This window comes from Pseudomonas sp. LBUM1640 (genome assembly GCF_059716225.1).
The window spans coordinates 4,835,884-4,856,070 of record NZ_CP166816.1 but is presented as its reverse complement, the minus strand read 5'-3'; the positions used below and the strand labels follow the sequence as shown (position 1 = coordinate 4,856,070).

Below are 20,187 nucleotides of genomic sequence, written 5' to 3'. Positions count from 1 at the left end.
CGGGCCGACAGTCTTTTTACTGTCGACCCTGGGCTTATCGGCCGTTTTTCACAGGACTGGAGGTAAATAGTCGCTTAACGGGGTTGAAGTCCGTCGATAAAGCGCACGATGCGCTCACCCAGCTCGGCGGCAAGGGGCAGTTTGGGGTCGTTGTAGGAGGCCAATTGCTCTTTTACATCTTTGGGCACGATGCGCATCACGTGGTTCATGCCCTCGATCACGGTCAGGTGGGCATCGGGCTTGGCATTTTTAAGTTGCCGGGCGTCCGCTACACCGACCTGGATATCGTTGGTGCCCTGAATGATCAGTGCCGGCATGCTCAGCTTGGCAAAGGCAGCTGACGGGTCGGCGCGAAACAGGCTGATCAGGTACGGCTGCACACTCGGTCGGAAGATGCCTTGCAGCGGGCCCGGTACATCGGCATCCACTTGGCCGGCCTTGAGGTGGTCGAGGATTTCATTGCTGCGCAGCAACAGCGCAGGGGGCAGGTGATCAGCCAGTTGCTGGCGGATCACCTGGTCCACCGGCCGTGCGCTGCCGGACAGGGAAATCACCCCGGCCGGGTCAAGCTGCGGCGCGGCGAGGGCGGCGACCAGCGCGCCTTCGCTATGGCCCAGCACAATCAGCGGGCCCATACGGCTGTCGGCCTTGAGCAGCTTGCCCCAGGCCACCGCGTCGGCGACGTAGGCGTCCAGCGTCAGGTTGCGTTCGTCGGGGGTGGCGGCCAGGCTGGCGGCCACGCCGCGCTTGTCGTAACGCACACTGGCGATGTTATGCCGCGCCAATACCCAGGCCAGGCGCTTGAGGCTGTCGTTGCGCGCGCCGTCGGCACTGTTGCCGTTACGGTCGGTGGGCCCGGAGCCGGCAATGATCAGCACCACCGGCACGGGTTTGTCGGATTTGGGCAGCAAAAGCGAGCCAAACAGCTCGCCGCTGCCGGTGTCCAGGCTGATCGGCCGTTGCAGTACGACAGGGGAGGCGGCGAAGCCAAGGCTGGAAAACAGGGTGAGGGTCAAAAGCAGAACTCGCAGCATCATCGCGCCATCATGAGGAAGGTGCCGGTTGGACCAACGTCTACCGGTAAGGTTTCGAGGATGAACTAGTCGGTTAGCCTGCGTATACTGGCCGCCTTAAGTTATTACGGTTGACTTGATTCAACTGATTTCACGGAGCGCCCTGCATGTCCGGCAATACCTTCGGCAAACTGTTCACTGTCACCACCGCGGGCGAAAGCCATGGCCCGGCGTTGGTCGCCATTGTCGACGGCTGCCCGCCAGGCCTCGAGCTGTCCCTGGAAGACCTGCAGCGTGACCTCGACCGCCGCAAGCCCGGCACCAGCCGCCACACCACTCAGCGCCAGGAGCCCGACGAAGTCGAGATCCTCTCCGGCGTGTTTGAGGGCCGCACCACCGGTTGCGCCATTGGCCTGTTGATTCGCAACACCGACCAGAAGTCCAAGGACTACTCGGCGATCAAGGACCTGTTCCGCCCGGCCCACGCCGACTACACCTACCATCACAAATACGGCGAGCGCGACTACCGTGGCGGTGGGCGCAGCTCGGCGCGCGAAACCGCGATGCGCGTGGCCGCCGGCGCCATTGCCAAGAAATACCTGGCCACCCAGGGCATCGTTATCCGTGGCTACATGAGCCAACTCGGCCCGATCGAAATCCCGTTCAAGACCTGGGACAGCGTCGATGACAACGCTTTCTTCAGCCCTGACCCGGACAAAGTGCCGGAACTGGAAGCCTACATGGACCAGTTGCGCCGCGATCAGGACTCCGTCGGCGCCAAGATCACCGTGGTCGCCGAAGGCGTCAAACCCGGTTTGGGCGAGCCGATCTTCGACCGCCTCGACGCCGAACTGGCTCACGCGCTGATGAGCATCAACGCGGTGAAGGGCGTGGAAATCGGCGCCGGTTTCGCCTGTGTGTCGCAGCGCGGCACCGAGCATCGCGATGAGCTGACCCCGCAAGGTTTTCTCAGCAACAACGCGGGCGGCATTCTGGGCGGTATTTCCTCGGGCCAGCCGATTGTTGCGCACCTGGCGCTCAAGGCGACGTCGAGCATTACCACCCCGGGCCGTTCGATTGATGTGCACGGCAACCCGGTGGATGTCATCACCAAGGGCCGCCACGACCCGTGCGTGGGCATCCGTGCCACGCCGATTGCCGAGGCGATGATGGCCATCGTGTTGATGGACCACCTGCTGCGGAACCGTGGGCAAAATGCCGATGTACACGTGACTACGCCGGTGCTGGGCCAGTTGTGACGGCCTATTGCGGCGAGCGAGCTTGCTGTGGCGAGGGAGCTTGCCGAATCGTCGCACCGTCCCGCTGGGCTGCGAAGCCGCCCCTTACAACATGACCCCAGCCCTCCCGTACTGGCGCCTCTCCAGCTTCTACCTCTTTTACTTCGCCCTGCTCGGGGCGACGGCACCCTTCCTGGCGTTGTACTTCGATCACTTGGGGTTCTCCAGCGCGCGCATCGGCGAGCTGGTGGCCATCCCCATGCTGATGCGCTGCGTGGCGCCGAACCTGTGGGGCTGGCTCGGCGACTACACCGGCCGCCGCCTGGCCATCGTGCGCTTTGGCGCAGTCTGCACCCTGGCCAGCTTTTCGCTGATTTTCATCAGCAAGACCTACGCCTGGCTGGCCCTGGTGATGGCGCTGCACGCGTTCTTCTGGCACGCCGTATTGCCGCAGTTTGAAGTGATCACCCTGGCCCACCTGCATAAGCAGACCTCGCGCTACAGCCAGATCCGCCTGTGGGGCTCCATCGGTTTTATCCTCACTGTGGTGATCATGGGGCGCCTGTTCGACTGGCTGAGCCTGGACATCTACCCGGTGGTGGTCGTGGTGATCATGGCCGGCATCATCGGCGCCAGCCTGTGGGTGCCCAACGCGCAACCTGCCAGCCACGGCAATCGCCTGGCCGGTGACGGTTTTCTCAAGCAATTGCGCAGCCCCGGCGTACTGGCGTTTTATGCCTGCGTGGCGCTGATGCAAATGAGCCATGGCCCGTATTACACCTTCCTCACCCTGCACCTCGAACATCTGGGCTACAGCCGTGGCGTGATCGGGATGCTCTGGGCCCTGGGCGTGGTGGCGGAAGTGCTGATGTTCCTGGCGATGAGCCGCCTCCTCACGCGCTTTTCGGTGCGTCGGGTGCTGCTGGCGAGTTTCCTGTTGGCGGCTGTGCGCTGGTTGTTGCTGGGCTCATTCGCCGAATTTTTCTGGGTGCTGCTGCTGTCGCAGGTGATGCACGCTGCTACGTTCGGCAGCTTTCATGCGGCGGCGATTGCCTTTGTACAACGCAGCTTCGATGGTCGCCAGCAAGGCCAGGGCCAGGCGTTGTATGCCGCGCTGGCCGGCACCGGCGGCGCATTAGGGGCGTTGTATGCCGGTTACAGCTGGAACCTGTTGGGGCCGACCCTGACCTTCAGTATCGCCAGCGTCGCGGCCCTGGCTGCCGCCATTATCATTGGCCTTCGATTGCAAGAACCGAATAAAGGAACCGAGCAATGAGTTATGTCGCTGTTTACCACGTTGCCACACCCGACACCCCGAACAAGGTCCTGACCCACTTCGAGGATATCGCCGCGGCTCTGGCCGAGCAGGGTGTACGGTTTGAACGCTGGCAGCCGGCACCTATCGAGAAGGGCGCCAGCGACGCTGCAATGATCGCAGCGTACCAGCCGCAGATCGATGCCCTCGGCTACGGTGCTGCACAGGTGTTCCGTGTGCTGGGTGACCACCCGCAGAAAGCCGAATTGCGTGCCAAGTTCCTCGAGGAACGCCGCTACGGCGAAGACAATGTGCGCTTCTTTATCGCCGGCGCGGGCCTATTTGCCATACACGTGGGCGACTATGTCTACGCCGTACGCTGTGAGAAAAACGACCTGCTGGTCATTCCGTCGGGAATACCGCATTGGTTCGACATCGGCGAGAACCCGCATTGTGTGACGCTGCGCCTGTTCAACACCGCTGAAGGCTGTGAACCTGAATTCACCGGCGGTGATATTGCCGCTGGTTTTCCAGGACTGGATGACTGAGCAAGAGTTGGCTAAGCACAAGTAGTTGATTCTGCAACTCAGGCAAGTTGGCATTTGCTGTGGGAATAGGCTTAGTTATTTGTAGGCCGTAGCTGTTTATGCGGCGACCTATGCTTTAAATCCATTCGGTATGTAACTCTCTCCTGACTCGATGTTTATATCACCTGTCAATAGCAGGAATCAGAAAGGTGATATGGGATCTATGACTAAAGGAGAGAGATCAATGAGTGGCCCAGAGGAGTCGTGTCGTACGCCGGTTGCCGAGCCGATGTTCGTGAGAAGGCGTTTGAGCCTGGTCGGCAAGCCCCTCACACCGACCGAGCTGGAAATCTTACGATGGGCCTCTGAAGGCAAGACCGTCTGGGAAATCAGCCAGATTCGCGCCACCTCAGAAGCGACGGTGAAATTCCACCTGCGTAATATCTACGGCAAGTTGGAAGTTACCAACCGCGTGCAGGCGATGAATGAGGCCACCCGCCAGGGGCTGTGCTGAATGGATACAAAAAAGGGCCGCGACGCTCAATGGCGTCGCGGCCCTTTTTCATATCGGTTATTTACGCCGAATGGTAAGTCGGCAGCGCAAAGCGGTTCTGGCTTTGCAGCATCGAAATTTTTGGCAGTTCGCTGGCTTGTTCGGCCAGGTCGCGGCGGATGGCGCTGATTACCCAGGTCAGTTGGTCAGCGGTGTGCAGCTGTTGATACGAAATCGAACGCTTGACCTGTTTGCCTTCGCTGTTGCGCAGGGTCAACAGGATCCCGCCGTCTGGGCGTGGCTGAGTGGTGACGTCGTATTGGGAGAATACAGAAGCGAATTTATCTTGGATCAGGCTCATGTCTATCAGCTCCGTTGGCTCAAGTTGGCAAGCATGGAGTGATAGGTGCAGTGATTGTGCCAGTATTGGGTTGTAAAGAAAGTCGTTATAAATCAGTGGCTTAAAAAAAATTAGAATTTTCGGTTTCGTGCAAATTGCATGAATGGCCATCGTGCATCCTGCATTTTGCGCTATCGGTGCCAGCCGATTCGGGCTTCCCTTACCGATAAAGACGCCTAATGCCGCGCGCAATTCCATTTTTGTCGGGCGTCGGCCCGGGATACAAAACTTTTCAAATCCTGCGTGTACAGCCGAAGAACGTCAGGCGTATTTTTCTGCAAGGCATTCGGCCTCCTGCCTGCAGGACCGACGCTGTTTCTGGATCCTACGAAGAATAAGAAAAAGGACGTTCCTCCATGAGCCATCAGCAAGACGACATGATCACCTGGGGCAAGATACTGCGTAAGGTGCCCGCGATTGTTCGGGCCTTGCCACGCGTGGTACGCGGCATGCGCGCCGCGAATGTCACCGACCCCGAGCAGCCTTGCGGCCTGGGTTGGCATTTCGAACAGGCCACCCTGCGCAACCCTGACGGTGCTGCGTTGCTATACGGCGACCGCGTACTCAGCTACCGCGAAGCCAATGGGCGAGCCAACCGTATTGCCCATCACTTGCACGCTCAAGGCATCGGCAAAGGTGATGTCGTCGCGCTGTTTATCGAAAATCGCCCTGAATTGTTGTTGAGCGTGCTGGCCGTGGCCAAGCTCGGCGGCATCTGCGCCATGCTCAACACTTCGCAAACCCAGGCCGCATTGGTGCACAGCCTGAATTTGGTGAACCCGGTGGCGATTGTGGTGGGCGCGGAACTGGTGGCCGCCTACACGGTGGTGCGTGATCAAGTGGGCCTCCCGGCGGACAAGACCTGGTTTGTCGCCGATCAACAGGCCGGCGCGGTGCCCGAGGGTTTTATCGACCTGATGGCGGCGAGCGCCGAGTGCCCAGTGGACAACCCCGCCAGCACTGCGCAAATCTTCTTCAACGACCCATGCTTCTACATCTACACCTCGGGCACCACCGGCTTGCCCAAAGCCGGCATCATGAAGCACGGGCGCTGGACCAAAACCGCCGTCAGCTTCGGCAGTATCGCCCTGGACATGGGCCCGCAAGACGTCCTCTATTGCACCTTGCCGCTGTACCACGCCACCGGTCTGTGCGTGTGCTGGGGCTCGGCCATTGTCGGCGCGTCGGGGTTCGCCATCCGGCGTAAATTCAGCGCCAGCCAGTTCTGGGACGACGCGCGCAAATTCAACGCGACCACCTTGGGGTACGTTGGTGAGTTGTGCCGCTACCTGCTCGATCAACCTGCCAGCGCTCAGGATCTGGTCAACAGTGTGACCAAAATGGTCGGCAATGGCCTGCGCCCCGGCGTCTGGGCCCAGTTCAAGCAACGCTATGGTGTTGAACATATCTGCGAACTGTATGCCGCCAGTGACGGCAATATTGGCTTCACCAACGTGCTGAACTTCGACAACACCATCGGCTTCTGCCTGCAGCACTGGGCGCTGGTGGACTACTCCCACGAAGCGGGTGAACCGGTCCGTGGTCGCGATGGTTTCATGCGCAAGGTGCAAACGGGCGGGCAGGGGTTGCTGCTGGCGAGGATCGATGAAAAATCGCCGTTTGACGGCTACACCGACCCGGAAAAGAACCGCAAGGTGGTGCTGACCGACGTATTCGAGAAGGGCGACCGTTACTTCAACACCGGCGACTTGTTGCGCAGCATTGGCTTTGGCCATGCGCAATTTGTCGACCGCCTGGGTGACACCTACCGCTGGAAGGGCGAAAACGTCTCGACCACTGAAGTGGAGAACGTGCTGCTGCAACACCCGCAGATCGCCGAGGTGGTGGCTTACGGTGTTGAGATCGAAAACACCAATGGCCGTGCGGGCATGGTTGCCATCACGCCAAGCGAATCCTTGGCCTCTTTGGATATGCGTGAACTGCTGCAATTCGCCCACGGCCAATTGCCGCATTACGCGGTGCCGTTGTTCCTGCGCATCAAGGTGAAGATGGAAACCACCGGCACCTTCAAATACCAGAAAGTACGGCTAAAGGAAGAGGCCTTCGACCCGGACAAGGCCGGTAACGATCCGGTGTATGCCTGGCTGCCGGGTTCGGACTGCTATGTGCCGGTGACGGATGAGCTGTTGACGCAGATTCAGGGTGGGCACTTCCGTTATTAAAGGCAGCGTTATTAAAGGCAGCGTTATTAAAAGCAGCATTATTGATTCTGCCTATGGCGGCTTTTGGCAAAAAAGCCATGACAGTGGGGAACTCCATCGCGACACTGGGCGCCTATAAAGCACATAGACAAGGAGCCCCACATGTCAGACCAGCCTACACAAATGACCGAAGACGAAGCCGCTGAATTTGCCGAGCAAGTTTTCGACGTGGCCCGCAAAGGCGACGCCGCCATGCTCGCCGCACTGCTGGCCAAAGGCTTGCCGCCCAACCTGCGCAACCATAATGGCGACACCTTGCTGATGCTCGCGGCTTATCACGGCCATGCCGATGCGGTAAAAGTGCTGCTGGAATTCAAGGCCGACCCGCAAATCGCCAACGACAAGAACCAACTGCCAATGGCCGGTGCGGCGTTCAAAGGCAATCTGCCGGTGGTCAAGGCGCTGATCGACGGCGGCGCGCCGGTAGACGCGGCCTCCTCGGACGGCCGCACGGCGTTGATGATGGCGGCGATGTTCAACCGTGTAGAAATGGTCGACTACCTGCTCAGCCAGGGCGCCAACCCCAAGGCCACAGATGCCCAGGGCGCGACCGCGTTGGCGGCGGCACAGACCATGGGCGCGGTGGATACGACGGCGCAATTGCACAAACTGGTGTAGGCTACGCGCCCTCAAAAACCAGCTCGCCACAGGATCACCCCATGCAAACCGCCCTCGTCGAACTCATCAGCAAAATCAGCGCCGGCGTCATGGGCGAAGACGAGGTAGCGCGCATCGCCGCGGAAGCGGCCCAGGCCTACGCCGACCCGGCAGCCTTTCTGGCGGCCAACCCGGATATCAACTACGACGACACGTTTCCGATTGCTCTGGGGGAGTGGGTCGTCGTCGGTAGCTTGCCCGACACCGTGTTGTTTCAGGCCGACAGCTATGGCGACCTGTTTGCACAGATCGTCGCCTCGTTCGGCCCAGGGGTGGCGTTCAACCTCAAGCCCAAGCAATTGGCCAAAGCTGATGACCTCACTGCGCTGAACCGCATCCAGATCCAGATGAGCGCCTTAAGCCCCGAAGACGGCGGCTACGTGCTGCTGAACTTCAGTCAGTTGCTGGATGATGAGATCCAGGTCGTGTTGGTGTACGGCAACGACCTGGCGCGCGTAGTGGCGTTGTGCGCGGAAGTCGGCATCAAGGCTGAACCGTCCCTGGAAGCACTGCGGGTAGCCCTGCACGTCTGAAATAAAACGGAACCCCCGCCAGGCCTGACTATCCTACAAGTGCATGCCCTCACTTAGGAGCGACACCATGGGTTCCACTTTTAATAGCCTGATTGGCCTGATCATCCTGGTGCTGGATATCTGGGCGATCATCAACGTGTTCAAAAGCGGCGCAAGCACCGGCGCCAAGGTGCTGTGGATCCTGTTGATCCTGTTGTTGCCGGTACTGGGCTTGATCATCTGGGCGATTGCCGGGCCGCGGGGGAATGTGCGGGTCTGACTACCTCACTCCATTTGGAGTGGGCACAGTAAATGTGGGAGCGGGCTTGCTCGCGAATGCGGTGCATCAGTTACAGATAAGCTGACTGACCCACCGCCTTCGCGAGCAAGCCCGCTCCCACATTGCTTTTCAGTGCGGCCTTAAGTTTTGTGTGTCGAAACTATTCGCTGCACAGATTTTTCACATCTTTTCCAAGACAATCCGCCGGTTTATGGCGCTGCCAAGGCACTCACTCAAGTGTCATTAAAGGCAGTGTCGCGGCGCACGTTCAGTAATTAATAGCGTTGATGCCGTTGATCGGGCACCATTTGCGCCATCGCGTTAACCGCCTACCCCAGCCAGCCTGGGCGAGGGACGGACGCCTCTGCATTTTTTCGCAACTTAAACTTCCAATGGGTCCTGAAACGACATGGCAAACCCGGACGCCCTGAGTCAGCAGCGAGCTTCTAATCGCCTGCTGCAACCGACCGTCAAATCCCATCTGGCGTACACGCTGCTTTGCGCACTGGTCATGATGGTGATGTTCTCCCTGCTGCGCCTGGCGCTGCTGGTCTACAACCGCGAGATGATCCTCGACACGCCAGCCTCGACCTTCCTCGAAGCGTTCGTCAACGGCACGCGCTTCGACATCCGCTTTGTGATGTACGCGCTGGTCCCGCTGCTGCTGGCCTTGTTCAGCGTCAGGGCGATGGCGGCACGCGGGTTCTTCCGTTTGTGGCTGACCGTCGTGTCCAGCATTGCCCTGTTCCTGGGCTTGATGGAAATGGACTTCTACCGCGAGTTCCACCAGCGCCTCAACGGCCTGGTCTTCCAGTATGTGAAGGAAGACCCGAAAACCGTGATGAGCATGCTGTGGTACGGGTTCCCGGTGGTGCGTTACCTGCTGTCCTGGGCCGTGGGCACGCTGATCCTGAGCATCGCCTTCAAGGGCGCCGACCGTGCAACGCGCCCACGTGGCCCGTTCAGCGGCGGCAGCATCGGCACGCGCCAAGTGGCACCGTGGTACAGCCGCATCGCCGTCTTTGTGGTTTGCCTGTTGATCGCCGTGGTCGCCATCCGTGGCACCCTGCGCCAAGGCCCGCCCCTGCGTTGGGGTGACGTCTACACCACCGAATCGAACTTCGCCAACCAGTTGGGCTTGAACGGCACTCTGTCGTTGATCGCCGCGGCCAAGTCGCGCTTCTCCGAAGAGCGTTCCAACATCTGGAAAGCCACCCTCGACCAACCGCTGGCCACCCAGACCGTGCGCGACATGCTGGTACTGCCACAAGAAAAGCTGGTGGATACCGACACCGCCGCCGTGCGCCGTGACTACACGCCACCGGCCGAGAAAACCCTGCCGATCAAGAACGTCGTGGTGATCCTGATGGAAAGCTTCGCCGGTCACTCGGTGGGCGCATTGGGTCGCCCAGGCAACGTCACGCCGTACTTCGACAAGTTGTCCAAGGAAGGCTTGCTGTTCGACCGCTTCTTCTCCAACGGCACCCACACCCACCAGGGCATGTTCGCCACCATGGCGTGCTTCCCGAACCTGCCGGGTTTTGAATACCTGATGCAGACCCCGGAAGGCAGCCACAAGCTGTCGGGCCTGCCGCAGTTGCTCAGCGCCCGCAAGTTTGACGACGTGTATGTCTACAACGGCGACTTCGCCTGGGACAACCAGTCGGGGTTCTTCAGCAGCCAGGGCATGACCAACTTCATCGGGCGTAATGACTTCGTCAACCCGGTGTTTTCCGACCCGACGTGGGGCGTGTCCGACCAGGACATGTTCAACCGTGGCCTGGAAGAGCTGAAAGCCCGCGAAGGCGGCAAGCCGTTCTACGCACTGCTGCAAACCCTGTCCAACCACACGCCGTACGCGTTGCCGACGCCATTGCCGGTCGAGAAAGTCACCGACCGTGGCAGCCTCAACGAGCATTTGACGGCCATGCGTTACTCCGACTGGGCCTTGGGCCAGTTCTTTGAAAAGGCCCGCAAGGAGCCGTACTTCAAAGAAACCCTGTTCGTGATCGTAGGTGACCATGGTTTCGGCAACGAGCAGCAGATCACCGAAATGGACTTGGGCCGCTTCAACGTGCCGATGCTGATGATTGCACCGGGCATGCAGGAGAAGTTCGGCGAGCGTGACCACACCGTGGGCACCCAGATCGACATCGTGCCGACCATCATGGGCCGCCTGGGTGGCGACACCTTGCACCAGTGCTGGGGCCGTGACCTGCTGAACCTGCCGGAAGGCGACAAGGGCTTTGGCGTGATCAAGCCGTCGGGCAGCGACCAGACAGTGGCCTTGGTCACTGCAGATCGCATCCTGGTACTGCCCAAGGAAATGCCACCGAAGCTGTGGGAATACGAACTGGGCGCTAACCCGACCGGCAAAGTCATTCCTGAGTCACCGGACGAAGCGGCGCTGAAGCACAAGCTTGAGGCGTTCCTGCAGACCGCCACCAAAAGCCTGTTGGATAACACCGCCGGCGTGATTGACGGCAAGCCGGACTAACTAACCGGCCATAAAAAAGAGGCCTCATTGAGGCCTCTTTTTTTGTGCGGACTTTATATCCGACCGAGCAACAACAGCACCACCAGGACGACCAGGACAACGCCCAGAATACCCGATGGGCCATAGCCCCAGTTACGTGAGTGCGGGAATACTGGCAGACCGCCTACCAGCAGCAGGATCAGGATTATGATCAGAATGAGGCTCATAGTTTTTTTCCTTATAGGCCTTCTGTAAAGACCGGTTGTTAAACGATAGGCCGTCATTTTAATACGGACGCCTTAATAACTCCGACTGTACCGATGAGCAGAAAATTCCCTGGTTTTTTAAAGCATTTTGCAAACTTGCTTATTTCTTTTAATGCGTTCGCAATTACGCCGTATTAGTTGAAAAAGATTGAACTTACGCTATAAGTCGTTCTCTCACCCGGCCGCGGGTTTGCCCGAGGCATTCATCAATTGGATGGTGCGTGGGTACGGGAAAAACCTTCGCTACACTGCCGATCACTTCTTCCGTGAACCACAAGGCAGCTTTCCTATGCAAAATCGCATGATGATCACCGGCGCCGGGTCCGGCCTGGGTCGCGAAATCGCTCTGCGCTGGGCCCGTGAAGGTTGGCAGTTGGCGTTGTCGGACGTCAGTGAGGCGGGTTTGCAGGAAACCCTCAAGCGGGTGCGCGAGGCGGGTGGCGATGGGTTTATCCAGCGCTGCGATGTGCGTGATTACAGCCAGCTCACCGCGTTTGCCCAGGCGTGCGAGGTGAAGTTGGGCGGCGTTGATGTGATCGTCAACAATGCCGGGGTAGCCTCGGGTGGGTTTTTTGCCGAGTTGTCCCTGGAGGACTGGGACTGGCAGATTGCGATTAACTTGATGGGGGTGGTCAAGGGGTGTAAGGCGTTTCTGCCGCTGCTGGAGAAGAGCAAGGGCCGGATTATTAACATCGCGTCGATGGCTGCGTTGATGCAGGGGCCGGCGATGAGCAACTACAACGTGGCCAAGGCGGGTGTCGTGGCGTTGTCGGAGAGTTTGCTGGTGGAGCTCAAGCAGCAGGAAGTCGGGGTGCATGTGGTGTGCCCGTCGTTTTTCCAGACCAACTTGCTGGATTCGTTTCGCGGGCCTACTCCGGCGATGAAGGCACAGGTAGGTAAATTGCTGGAGAGTTCGCCGATTTCGGCGGCGGACATTGCTGACTATATTTACCAGCGGGTGGCTGAGGGTGAATTTATGATTTTGCCCCATGAGCAGGGGCGGATGGCTTGGGCGTTGAAGCAAAAGAGTCCGCAGTTGTTGTATGACGAGATGACCAGCATGGCAGACAAGATGCGGGCCAAGGCGCAGGCCGTTCGGGGCTGATGAGCGGGACGCAGAGCGTCCGGGGCGGCATGCCCACGCAGAGCGTGGGAACGATCAAATCTAAACCTATGTCTGTCAGGCAAATTACCTGCTAGCGTAGGCCTGGCCTGATTTAACACCGGCCCATTGTCGCCCCCCATCCAAGCGCGCATGGTCAAGGTCCTGTCACTCCAAAAGGACAACCGCCATGCTGGTTTTAAGCCGCGCTGTAGGCGAAATCATCTCCATCGGCGATGACATCGCCCTGCACATTCTCGAGCTGAACGGAAACCAAGTAAAATTCGGCATCCAGGCGCCGGCCGGGGTCAACGTGCACCGCGCCGAGGTGTATCAAAAAATCCTCGAACGCCAAGCCACGCAACCGCACACCAACCCCTAGAACACGCCTCAGTCGAACAGATGCTTGGGCACATCGTGCTTGAGCATTAATTGGCACTGCTCACTGTCAGGGTCGAACACAATCAGCGCCTGGCCCTTGGTCAGCGCCTGGCGCACGCGCAGTACGCGGGTCTCCAGCGGCGTTTCATCGCCATTGTCGGTGCCGTCGCGGGTCACGAAGTCTTCGATGAGGCGGGTCAGGGTGTCGACTTCAAGTGCGTCGTAGGGAATCAGCATACAAGCCTCAGAGGTAGAATCCCGGCGATGCTACTGCGCCGGGATCCGAGTTGCCAGTATCCGGTGTTGCCAGCCTCAGGACTTCTGGCCGACCAGGCTGTCCACGGACGGCACGCGGGTGTCGCTTTCCATCTGCGTCTCGTGCTCGATTTGATGGCTGAACCTGTCCAGCGAACCCTGGGCCGGTTGCGCATCGCTGGCAAATACCGGCGGGCTGAGGATGTAGGCGCCCAGCAGGCGACTCAACGCCGCCAGGCTGTCGATATGCGTGCGCTCGTAGCCATGCGTCGCATCGCAACCAAATGCCAGCAGCGCCGTGCGGATGTCATGGCCGGCGGTCACCGCCGAATGCGCATCGCTGAAGTAGTAGCGGAACAGGTCGCGACGCACCGGCAGGTCGTTGTCGGAAGCCAAACGCAGCAGGTGGCGGGACAGGTGATAGTCATACGGCCCACCGGAATCCTGCATCGCCACGCTCACCGCATGCTCGCTGGAGTGCTGGCCGGGTGCGACCGGGGCGATATCGATGCCGACGAACTCGCTGACATCCCAGGGCAGGGCGGCGGCCGCGCCACTGCCGGTCTCCTCGGTGATGGTGAACAGCGGGTGGCAGTCGATCAGCAACGGTTCGCCGCTGTCGATGATGGCTTTGAGCGCGGCAAGCAGCGCGGCGACGCCGGCCTTATCGTCCAAGTGGCGCGCGCTGATATGCCCGCTCTCGGTGAACTCGGGCAGTGGGTCGAACGCTACATAGTCACCAATGCCGATGCCTAGGGAATCGCAGTCGGCCCGCGTGGCGCAGTAGGCATCCAGGCGCAATTCCACGTGGTCCCAGCTCACCGGCATTTCATCCACGGCAGTGTTGAAGGCGTGCCCGGAGGCCATCAGCGGCAACACGCTGCCACGGATTACGCCGTTATCGGTAAACAGGCTGACGCGGCTGCCTTCGGCAAAACGGCTGGACCAGCAGCCGACGGGGGCAAGGGTCAGGCGGCCATTGTCCTTGATCGCGCGTACGGCGGCGCCGATGGTGTCCAGGTGCGCGGATACCGCACGGTCGGGGCTGTTTTTCTGGCCCTTGAGGGTCGCGCGAATCGTACCGCGCCGGGTCATTTCAAACGGGATACCCAGTTCTTCCAGGCGCTCGGCGACGTAGCGCACGATGGTGTCGGTGAACCCGGTTGGGCTGGGAATGGCGAGCATTTCCAGCAGCACTTTTTGCAGGTAGTTGAGGTCCGGTTCGGGGATGGTTCGAGTCATGGAAACTCCTGATGAGATAAGGGCGCTTTTTTGTGGCGAGGGAGCTTGCTCCCGCTGGGCTGCGCAGCAGCCCCAGTCAATTCACCCTGTTCTTTCAGTTAAAGCGCGGTGGCCGGTTTCAGGGCTGCTTCGCAGCCCAGCGGGACGGTGCGACGATTCGACAAGCTCCCTCGCCACAGGTTATTGGGCCGTCGGCTGACTGTGCGGAAACAACAAATCCACAAACTTCTCCGCAGTCGGTTGCGGTTCATGATTAGCCAGGCCGGCCCGTTCGTTGGCTTCGATAAACACATACTCGGGTTGGTCGGCGGCCGGCACCATCAGGTCCAGGCCGACCATGGGAATATCCAGCGCGCGGGCAGCACGCACGGCGGCGTCCACCAGCGTCGGGTGCAGGATCGCCGTCACATCTTCCAGGCAGCCACCCGTGTGCAGGTTGGCGGTGCGGCGCACGGCCAGGGTTTGGCCACGCGCCAGGATGCTGCTGTAGTCGTAACCGGCAGCGTGCAGCGTGCGTTGGGTTTCGGCGTCCAACGGGATCTTGCTTTCGCCGTCGGTGGCCGCTTGCCGACGACGGCTCTGGGCTTCGATCAATGCGCCGATGGAATGCTGACCGTCACCGGTCACCTCGGCGGGGCGACGGATCGCCGCGGCGACCACTTCAAAACCAATCACCAGGATGCGCAGGTCGAGGCCTTCGTGAAAGCTTTCGAGCAACACACGGCTGTCGAACTGACGCGCCGCTTCGATGGCGTTCTGCACCTCTTCGATGGTCTGCAAATCCACCGCCACGCCCTGGCCTTGCTCGCCGTCCAACGGCTTGACCACGATGCGCGAGTGTTCGTCGAGAAACTCCAGGTTGTCGTCGGCGCTGCCCGCCAATTGTTGTTGCGGCAGTTTCAAACCGGCGGCTTTGAGCACCTTGTGGGTCAGGCTTTTGTCCTGGCACAGGGTCATGCTGATAGCGCTGGTCAGGTCGCTCAGGGATTCACGGCAGCGCACACGGCGCCCGCCATGGCTGAGGGTGAACAGGCCGGCGTCGGCGTCATCCACCTGCACATCGATGCCGCGACGATGGGCTTCCTCGACAATGATCCGTGCGTAGGGGTTGAACCCCGCCTGCGGCCCCGGGCCGAGAAACAGCGGCTGGTTGATACCGTTTTTGCGCTTGATCGCAAAGGTGGTCAGCGCGCGAAACCCCAATTTGGCATAGAGGCTTTTGGCCTGGCGGTTATCGTGCAACACCGACAAGTCGAGGTAGCTGAGGCCACGGCTCATAAAGTGCTCGACCAAGTGGCGCACCAGCACTTCACCTACGCCGGGGCGTGTGCACTGCGGGTCGACGGCCAGGCACCAAAGGCTGCAGCCGTTTTCCGGGTCCTGAAAAGCTTTTTGATGGTTCAGGCCCATCACACTGCCGATCACCGCGCCGCTGTCTTCATCTTCGGCCAGCCAATACACCGGCCCGCCTTGATGGCGCGGCGTCAGGCGTTCAGCGTCGACCGGCAACATGCCTCGCCCCTGATACAGCTGGTTGACCGCCAGCCAGTCGGCCTCGGTCTGTACCCGGCGAATGCGAAAACCGCGAAACACGCGAGTAGCGGGGCGGTAGTCACTGAACCACAGGCGCAGCGTGTCGGACGGATCAAGGAACAATTGCTGCGGATCAATCCCGAGGATCTGCTGGGGGGCAGCCACGTAGAGAGCGATGTCGCGCTCGCCGGGCTGCTCGTTGAGCAGTTCCTGAGCCAGGCTCGCGGGGTCCGGGAAGGTATGCCCGATCAACAACCGCCCCCAGCCGCAATGCACGGCAATCGGTTCGGCGCTCAGTGGGCTGCCATCTTCAGCCAGGCGGGCTTGCAGGCGCTCGTAGGTCGGCGCCTGGCCCTTCAGCAAGCGTTGGCTGTAAGCCGCTGCAAGAGGTTTCATTCATCAGATTCCTTGTTCGCTGAGCCACAGGTTCAGCGCCGCCAGTTGCCACAGCTTGGAGCCGCGCAGCGGGGTCAGTTGGCCCTGCGGGTCGGTCAACAGGCGGTCGAGCATGGCGGGGTTGAACAGGCCGCGATCCTGGCTCGGGTCGAGCAGCAGTTCACGTACCCAGTTCAAGGTGTCGCCCTGTAAATGCTTGAGGCCCGGCACCGGGAAGTAGCCTTTCTTACGGTCGATGACTTCGCTCGGGATGACCCGGCGCGCCGCCTCTTTCAAGACTTGCTTGCCGCCGTCGGGCAGTTTGAATTTGCCGGGTACGCGGGCCGACAGTTCGACCAGGCGGTAATCCAGGAATGGCGTGCGCGCCTCCAGGCCCCAGGCCATGGTCATGTTGTCGACGCGTTTGACCGGGTCGTCCACCAGCATCACCGTGCTGTCCAGGCGCAGGGCTTTGTCCACCGCTGCATCGGCACCCGGCATGGCGAAATGTTCACGCACGAAGTCACCGGCAGCGTCATTGGCGGTCAGCCATTTCGGTGCCACGGTCGCGGCGTAGTCATCGTAGCTGCGGTCGAAAAACGCATCGCGGTAGGCTGCATACGGATCGCTGGCGCCGTCGACTTGCGGATACCAGTGGTAACCGGCGAACAGCTCGTCGGCGCCCTGGCCGCTTTGCACCACCTTGCAATGCTTGGCCACTTCCCGCGACAGCAAGTAGAAGGCGATGCAGTCATGGCTGACCATCGGCTCGCTCATGGCGCGGAACGCCGCAGGCAGTTGCTCGATGATCTCGCTTTCGGCGATGCGCAGTTGGTGGTGACGGGTGCCGTAGTGCTTGGCGATCAGGTCCGAGTACTGGAACTCGTCGCCACGCTCGCCACCGGCATCTTCAAAACCGATGGAGAAGGTCGACAGGTCCTGCACGCCCACTTCACGCAGCAGGCCGACGAGCATGCTCGAATCGACACCACCGGAGAGCAGCACGCCGACATCTACGGCGGCACGTTGGCGGATGGCCACGGCTTCGCGAGTGCTGTCGAGCACGCGGTCGGTCCAGTCTTCCAGGGTCAGGTTTTTTTCATCGTCATGTGGGCCGTAGGGCAGCGTCCACCAGGTTTTTTGTTCGGTGGTGCCGTTGGCGTCGATGCGCATCCAGCTTGCCGGTGGCAGTTTTTCGATACCGGCCAGCAAGGTGCGCGGTGCTGGCACCACAGCGTGGAAATTCAGGTAGTGGTTGAGCGCCACCGGATCAAGGATCGGGTTGATATCGCCGCCCTTGAGCAGTGCCGGCAAGGCCGAGGCAAAGCGCAGGCGCTGGCCGGTGCGCGACAGGTACAAAGGCTTGACCCCAAGACGGTCACGGGCGATGAACAGGCGCTGGGCGTCACGCTCCCAGATGGCAAACGCAAACATGCCGTTGAGTTTGGGCAGCAGTGCTTCGCCCCAGGCGTGGTAGCCCTTGAGCAGCACTTCGGTGTCGCCGCCGGAATAGAAGGCGTAGCCCAGGGCTTCCAGCTCTTCACGCAATTCCGGGAAGTTGTAGATGGCACCATTGAAGGCCAGGGACAGCCCGAGCTGGGCGTCAACCATCGGTTGGGCTGAGCCGTCCGACAGGTCCATGATTTTCAGGCGCCGATGGCCCAGGGCAACCGGCCCTTGGGCGTGGAAGCCCCAGGCGTCGGGGCCGCGTGGGGCCAGGTGATGGGTGATGCGCTCAATCGCTGCCAGGTCGGCAGGTTGGGCATCGAAACGTAATTCTCCAGCTAATCCGCACATAAATTCCTTACCGGTTTTTCCGTTGGGGAGGGTCAATACTCAATACGCCCGAAGGGCGCGTACCCAGAAACTGACCCAGTGCTATCCGTGGAGTTTTAGACCGATAAGTTATAAGGCAAATAGCCGCGATGCCTTTAATCCCGCTATTTGCGTGCCGCTGGCTTGCCTCGAACCAATGCGCGCAGGGCAAACCGATTCGGGTGGCAGGCCTCGGCCACGCTGGCCGGAACCGGCAGTGGCTCGTCACTCAGCCACGCGGCCAACAGCTCGCCGCACAGGGGCGCGGTGATCAGCCCGCGTGAGCCGTGACCGCTGTTGATATACAGACCCGGCAGCCACGGGCAGGGCGTATCCGGTACTTGCCGGGCATCTTTGCCGAGCACGGCATACGCCTGTTGGAACGCTTGCTGGTCGGCCAATGGCCCGACGATTGGCAGGTAGTCAGGGCTGGTGCAACGAAACGCAGCGCGGCCCTCCAGGTGTTCGGGCGCCAGGTGGTCGGCGCCCAGGCGTTGCAGCAGGTCTTGGGAAATCTCGCGCAGCATCGCCACGTTGCCGGCATGTTCGGCGACGGTGGGCGTGAGGTCTTCATTATTGAAATCAAAACTCGCGCCCAACGTGTGTTCACCCAGCCGGGCCGGCGCCACATAGCCCTCGGCGCAGACCACCGTGGCCAAGGTCGCACTCGCCGCTGTTTGCGCCAACCGGGTGATTTGCCCGCGAATACGCTTGAGGGGCAAGTCGGCGCTGGGCGCGAAGCGCTTGATCTCGGCGGCACCCGCGAGCACCACCACACTGGCGCTCGCCAGCACGCGGTCACCGTCGCGGGCCTGCCACAGGTCGTCGACCCGGTGCAGCTCAAGGGCGTCGTGATGGGTGAGCACTTCAATCAACGGATGCGCCGCCTGCCATTGGCACAGCGCCGGCGGGTGCACCCAGCCACCTTCCGGGAAAAACAGGCCGCCGTGGGCCAGGTCGATGCCGGCCCGTTGTTGCGCCTGAGCGCGGTCCAGCAGGTGCAGTAAATCTGGCGCAAAGGCCTCGGCCAGTTGCGCCTGGCGCTGAGCCTCTTTGGCGTCGAACGCCAGTTGCAACACGCCACAGCCATCCCAATCGATGCCGCGGTGCAAGTGCTCCAGCAAACGCCGGGTGTGGCCGAAACCGCTGAGTATCAGCTGCGATAACGCGGTGCCATGCGCCGACAGCTTGAGGTACAGCACGCCCTGCGGGTTGCCCGACGCTTCCTGGGCCAGCGCGGCGTGGCGCTCCAACAGGCTCACGCGCCAACCCCGCGCGGCCAGGCTGGCGGCGCTAGCACAACCGGCCAGGCCGCCACCGATGACCAGGGCGTGGCGATCGCCGTCGATAGCGGCTGGGCGGGCGAACCAGGGTTTGGCTTTGGCCGGTGGCGGCGCGTCTTCGGGCCAGCCGAGGAACGCACCGCGCAGGATTTCCCATTTATGCCCGATGCCGGGCGTGCGCTTCATCTTGAACCCGGCCGCGTTGATCAGGCGCCGTACCCAACCGGTGCTGGTGAAGGTGCTGATGGTTGAACCCGGCGCGGCCAGGCGCGCGAGTTCGGCGAACAGCTCGGCGGTCCACATGTCGGGGTTTTTCGCCGGGGCGAAGCCGTCGAGAAACCACGCATCGACCTGCGCATCCAGTTGCGGCAATTGCTCCAGGGCGTCGCCGACCAACAGCGTCAGGGTGACGCGGCCGTTGTCCAGCACCAGGCGTTGGAAGCCTGGGTGGATGGCGATGTACTGCGCCAGTAACGGCTCGGCGAAGGGCGCCAGTTCCGGCCAGAGGGCGAGGGCGCGTTGCAGGTCGAGGTGGCTTAGCGGGTACTTTTCCACGCTGACAAAATGCAGGCGCGCACCGGCCACCGCGTGTTGCTCGAACAGCTGCCAGGCGCAGAGAAAATTCAAGCCGGTGCCGAAACCGGTCTCGCCAATCACCAACCGCCCGCCTGCCGGCAAGGCAGCAAAACGCTCCTGCAAACGGTTCTGTTCAAGGAACACATAGCGGGTTTCTTCAAGGCCCGACTTGTCGGAAAAATACACGTCGTCGAACACCCGCGAGTGCGGGCGACCTTGGTCATCCCAGTCGAGCTGGGCGTGGGTGATGGGGGTCATGGGCGGCTCGGTAAAGGCAAGGCGGCCA

Annotated in this window: 19 protein-coding genes; 11 read left to right on the top strand and 8 right to left on the bottom strand. The window is 61.0% G+C overall.

Annotation, left to right across the window (positions count from 1 at the left end):
• Positions 1-74 precede the first annotated feature (74 nt).
• On the bottom strand, positions 75-1,037 hold the full coding sequence (locus tag ACA065_RS21330) for an alpha/beta hydrolase (protein ID WP_497691398.1): 963 nt from the start codon (positions 1,035-1,037) through the stop codon (positions 75-77).
• 143 nt (positions 1,038-1,180) lie between these two features.
• Between ACA065_RS21330 and aroC the strand changes: the two genes are divergently transcribed.
• From aroC to ACA065_RS21310, 4 genes are all read left to right on the top strand, one after another.
• Positions 1,181-2,272 (top strand): chorismate synthase, encoded by a 1,092-nt coding sequence (gene aroC, locus ACA065_RS21325; RefSeq protein ID WP_497691397.1) that lies wholly within the window; start codon positions 1,181-1,183, stop codon positions 2,270-2,272.
• Between the two features lie 91 nt (positions 2,273-2,363).
• Positions 2,364-3,527 (top strand): MFS transporter, encoded by a 1,164-nt coding sequence (locus ACA065_RS21320; RefSeq protein WP_497695397.1) that lies wholly within the window; start codon positions 2,364-2,366, stop codon positions 3,525-3,527.
• A complete protein-coding gene (locus ACA065_RS21315; RefSeq protein ID WP_497691396.1) occupies positions 3,524-4,054 on the top strand; it encodes a 1,2-dihydroxy-3-keto-5-methylthiopentene dioxygenase in 531 nt (176 codons plus the stop codon). The genes ACA065_RS21320 and ACA065_RS21315 overlap by 4 nt, the downstream gene beginning before the upstream one ends.
• 223 nt (positions 4,055-4,277) lie before the next feature.
• Positions 4,278-4,547, top strand: a complete 270-nt coding sequence (locus ACA065_RS21310) for a response regulator transcription factor (protein ID WP_497691395.1) — start codon at positions 4,278-4,280, stop codon at positions 4,545-4,547.
• 61 nt (positions 4,548-4,608) lie between these two features.
• Here ACA065_RS21310 and ACA065_RS21305 read toward each other — a convergent pair whose 3' ends face one another.
• Positions 4,609-4,887, bottom strand: a complete 279-nt coding sequence (locus tag ACA065_RS21305) for a DUF3509 domain-containing protein (RefSeq protein WP_497691394.1) — start codon at positions 4,885-4,887, stop codon at positions 4,609-4,611.
• Positions 4,888-5,282: 395 nt separating this feature from the next.
• On the opposite strand from ACA065_RS21305, the gene ACA065_RS21300 reads away from it, so the two are divergent.
• The 5 genes from ACA065_RS21300 to ACA065_RS21280 all read left to right on the top strand — a co-directional run bounded on the left by ACA065_RS21300 (position 5,283) and on the right by ACA065_RS21280 (position 11,094).
• Entirely contained in the window at positions 5,283-7,109 is a 1,827-nt protein-coding gene (locus ACA065_RS21300) for a long-chain-acyl-CoA synthetase (RefSeq protein ID WP_497691393.1), read from the top strand.
• Positions 7,110-7,250: 141 nt separating this feature from the next.
• Positions 7,251-7,766 carry an ankyrin repeat domain-containing protein gene (locus ACA065_RS21295; RefSeq protein WP_497691392.1) on the top strand — a complete coding sequence of 172 codons (516 nt, stop codon included), beginning with the start codon at positions 7,251-7,253 and terminating at the stop codon, positions 7,764-7,766.
• Positions 7,767-7,807: 41 nt separating this feature from the next.
• On the top strand, positions 7,808-8,338 hold the full coding sequence (locus ACA065_RS21290; protein WP_497691391.1) for a hypothetical protein: 531 nt from the start codon (positions 7,808-7,810) through the stop codon (positions 8,336-8,338).
• A 67-nt stretch (positions 8,339-8,405) separates the two neighbouring features.
• Positions 8,406-8,597 (top strand): PLDc N-terminal domain-containing protein, encoded by a 192-nt coding sequence (locus ACA065_RS21285; RefSeq protein WP_177019048.1) that lies wholly within the window; start codon positions 8,406-8,408, stop codon positions 8,595-8,597.
• Between the two features lie 409 nt (positions 8,598-9,006).
• On the top strand, positions 9,007-11,094 hold the full coding sequence (locus tag ACA065_RS21280; protein WP_497691390.1) for an LTA synthase family protein: 2,088 nt from the start codon (positions 9,007-9,009) through the stop codon (positions 11,092-11,094).
• 53 nt (positions 11,095-11,147) lie between these two features.
• Here ACA065_RS21280 and ACA065_RS21275 read toward each other — a convergent pair whose 3' ends face one another.
• Positions 11,148-11,300 (bottom strand): DUF3309 family protein, encoded by a 153-nt coding sequence (locus tag ACA065_RS21275; protein WP_003236711.1) that lies wholly within the window; start codon positions 11,298-11,300, stop codon positions 11,148-11,150.
• Positions 11,301-11,628: 328 nt separating this feature from the next.
• Between ACA065_RS21275 and ACA065_RS21270 the strand changes: the two genes are divergently transcribed.
• Both ACA065_RS21270 and csrA read left to right on the top strand, forming a co-directional pair.
• Positions 11,629-12,444: an SDR family oxidoreductase gene (locus ACA065_RS21270; protein WP_497691389.1), complete on the top strand. Its 816-nt coding sequence runs from the start codon at positions 11,629-11,631 to the stop codon at positions 12,442-12,444.
• Between the two features lie 187 nt (positions 12,445-12,631).
• Positions 12,632-12,823 (top strand): carbon storage regulator CsrA, encoded by a 192-nt coding sequence (gene csrA / locus ACA065_RS21265; RefSeq protein WP_497691388.1) that lies wholly within the window; start codon positions 12,632-12,634, stop codon positions 12,821-12,823.
• 8 nt (positions 12,824-12,831) lie between these two features.
• Here the strand turns inward: csrA and ACA065_RS21260 are convergent, their stop codons facing one another.
• From ACA065_RS21260 to mnmC, 5 genes are all read right to left on the bottom strand, one after another.
• Positions 12,832-13,059, bottom strand: a complete 228-nt coding sequence (locus tag ACA065_RS21260; RefSeq protein ID WP_053257215.1) for a YheU family protein — start codon at positions 13,057-13,059, stop codon at positions 12,832-12,834.
• Positions 13,060-13,134: 75 nt separating this feature from the next.
• Entirely contained in the window at positions 13,135-14,319 is a 1,185-nt protein-coding gene (locus ACA065_RS21255; protein ID WP_497691387.1) for an osmoprotectant NAGGN system M42 family peptidase, read from the bottom strand.
• Between the two features lie 180 nt (positions 14,320-14,499).
• Positions 14,500-16,248: an N-acetylglutaminylglutamine synthetase gene (ngg, locus tag ACA065_RS21250; protein WP_497691386.1), complete on the bottom strand. Its 1,749-nt coding sequence runs from the start codon at positions 16,246-16,248 to the stop codon at positions 14,500-14,502.
• A 3-nt stretch (positions 16,249-16,251) separates the two neighbouring features.
• The gene (locus ACA065_RS21245) at positions 16,252-18,024 is read right to left on the bottom strand and encodes an N-acetylglutaminylglutamine amidotransferase (RefSeq protein ID WP_497691385.1); all 1,773 of its coding nucleotides are present in this window, start codon (positions 18,022-18,024) and stop codon (positions 16,252-16,254) included.
• 143 nt (positions 18,025-18,167) lie between these two features.
• Complete coding sequence (mnmC, locus tag ACA065_RS21240; protein WP_497691384.1) at positions 18,168-20,159, bottom strand: bifunctional tRNA (5-methylaminomethyl-2-thiouridine)(34)-methyltransferase MnmC2/FAD-dependent 5-carboxymethylaminomethyl-2-thiouridine(34) oxidoreductase MnmC1; 1,992 nt, start codon at positions 20,157-20,159, stop codon at positions 18,168-18,170.
• Between the last annotated feature and the right edge of the window lie 28 nt (positions 20,160-20,187).

Excerpts from the sequence above, each read along its gene's own strand:
- ACA065_RS21260 (WP_053257215.1), bottom strand. The coding sequence starts at position 13,059 with ATGCTGATTCCCTACGACGCACTTGAAGTCGACACCCTGACCCGCCTC.
- ACA065_RS21280 (WP_497691390.1), top strand. The coding sequence starts at position 9,007 with ATGGCAAACCCGGACGCCCTGAGTCAGCAGCGAGCTTCTAATCGCCTG.
- ACA065_RS21245 (WP_497691385.1), bottom strand. The coding sequence starts at position 18,024 with ATGTGCGGATTAGCTGGAGAATTACGTTTCGATGCCCAACCTGCCGAC.
- ACA065_RS21305 (WP_497691394.1), bottom strand. The coding sequence starts at position 4,887 with ATGAGCCTGATCCAAGATAAATTCGCTTCTGTATTCTCCCAATACGAC.
- csrA (WP_497691388.1), top strand. The coding sequence starts at position 12,632 with ATGCTGGTTTTAAGCCGCGCTGTAGGCGAAATCATCTCCATCGGCGAT.
- ngg (WP_497691386.1), bottom strand. The coding sequence starts at position 16,248 with ATGAAACCTCTTGCAGCGGCTTACAGCCAACGCTTGCTGAAGGGCCAG.
- ACA065_RS21330 (WP_497691398.1), bottom strand. The coding sequence starts at position 1,037 with ATGATGCTGCGAGTTCTGCTTTTGACCCTCACCCTGTTTTCCAGCCTT.
- ACA065_RS21290 (WP_497691391.1), top strand. The coding sequence starts at position 7,808 with ATGCAAACCGCCCTCGTCGAACTCATCAGCAAAATCAGCGCCGGCGTC.
- ACA065_RS21320 (WP_497695397.1), top strand. The coding sequence starts at position 2,364 with ATGACCCCAGCCCTCCCGTACTGGCGCCTCTCCAGCTTCTACCTCTTT.
- ACA065_RS21315 (WP_497691396.1), top strand. The coding sequence starts at position 3,524 with ATGAGTTATGTCGCTGTTTACCACGTTGCCACACCCGACACCCCGAAC.
- ACA065_RS21295 (WP_497691392.1), top strand. The coding sequence starts at position 7,251 with ATGTCAGACCAGCCTACACAAATGACCGAAGACGAAGCCGCTGAATTT.
- ACA065_RS21270 (WP_497691389.1), top strand. The coding sequence starts at position 11,629 with ATGCAAAATCGCATGATGATCACCGGCGCCGGGTCCGGCCTGGGTCGC.
- ACA065_RS21285 (WP_177019048.1), top strand. The coding sequence starts at position 8,406 with ATGGGTTCCACTTTTAATAGCCTGATTGGCCTGATCATCCTGGTGCTG.
- mnmC (WP_497691384.1), bottom strand. The coding sequence starts at position 20,159 with ATGACCCCCATCACCCACGCCCAGCTCGACTGGGATGACCAAGGTCGC.
- aroC (WP_497691397.1), top strand. The coding sequence starts at position 1,181 with ATGTCCGGCAATACCTTCGGCAAACTGTTCACTGTCACCACCGCGGGC.
- ACA065_RS21310 (WP_497691395.1), top strand. The coding sequence starts at position 4,278 with ATGAGTGGCCCAGAGGAGTCGTGTCGTACGCCGGTTGCCGAGCCGATG.
- ACA065_RS21300 (WP_497691393.1), top strand. The coding sequence starts at position 5,283 with ATGAGCCATCAGCAAGACGACATGATCACCTGGGGCAAGATACTGCGT.
- ACA065_RS21275 (WP_003236711.1), bottom strand. The coding sequence starts at position 11,300 with ATGAGCCTCATTCTGATCATAATCCTGATCCTGCTGCTGGTAGGCGGT.
- ACA065_RS21255 (WP_497691387.1), bottom strand. The coding sequence starts at position 14,319 with ATGACTCGAACCATCCCCGAACCGGACCTCAACTACCTGCAAAAAGTG.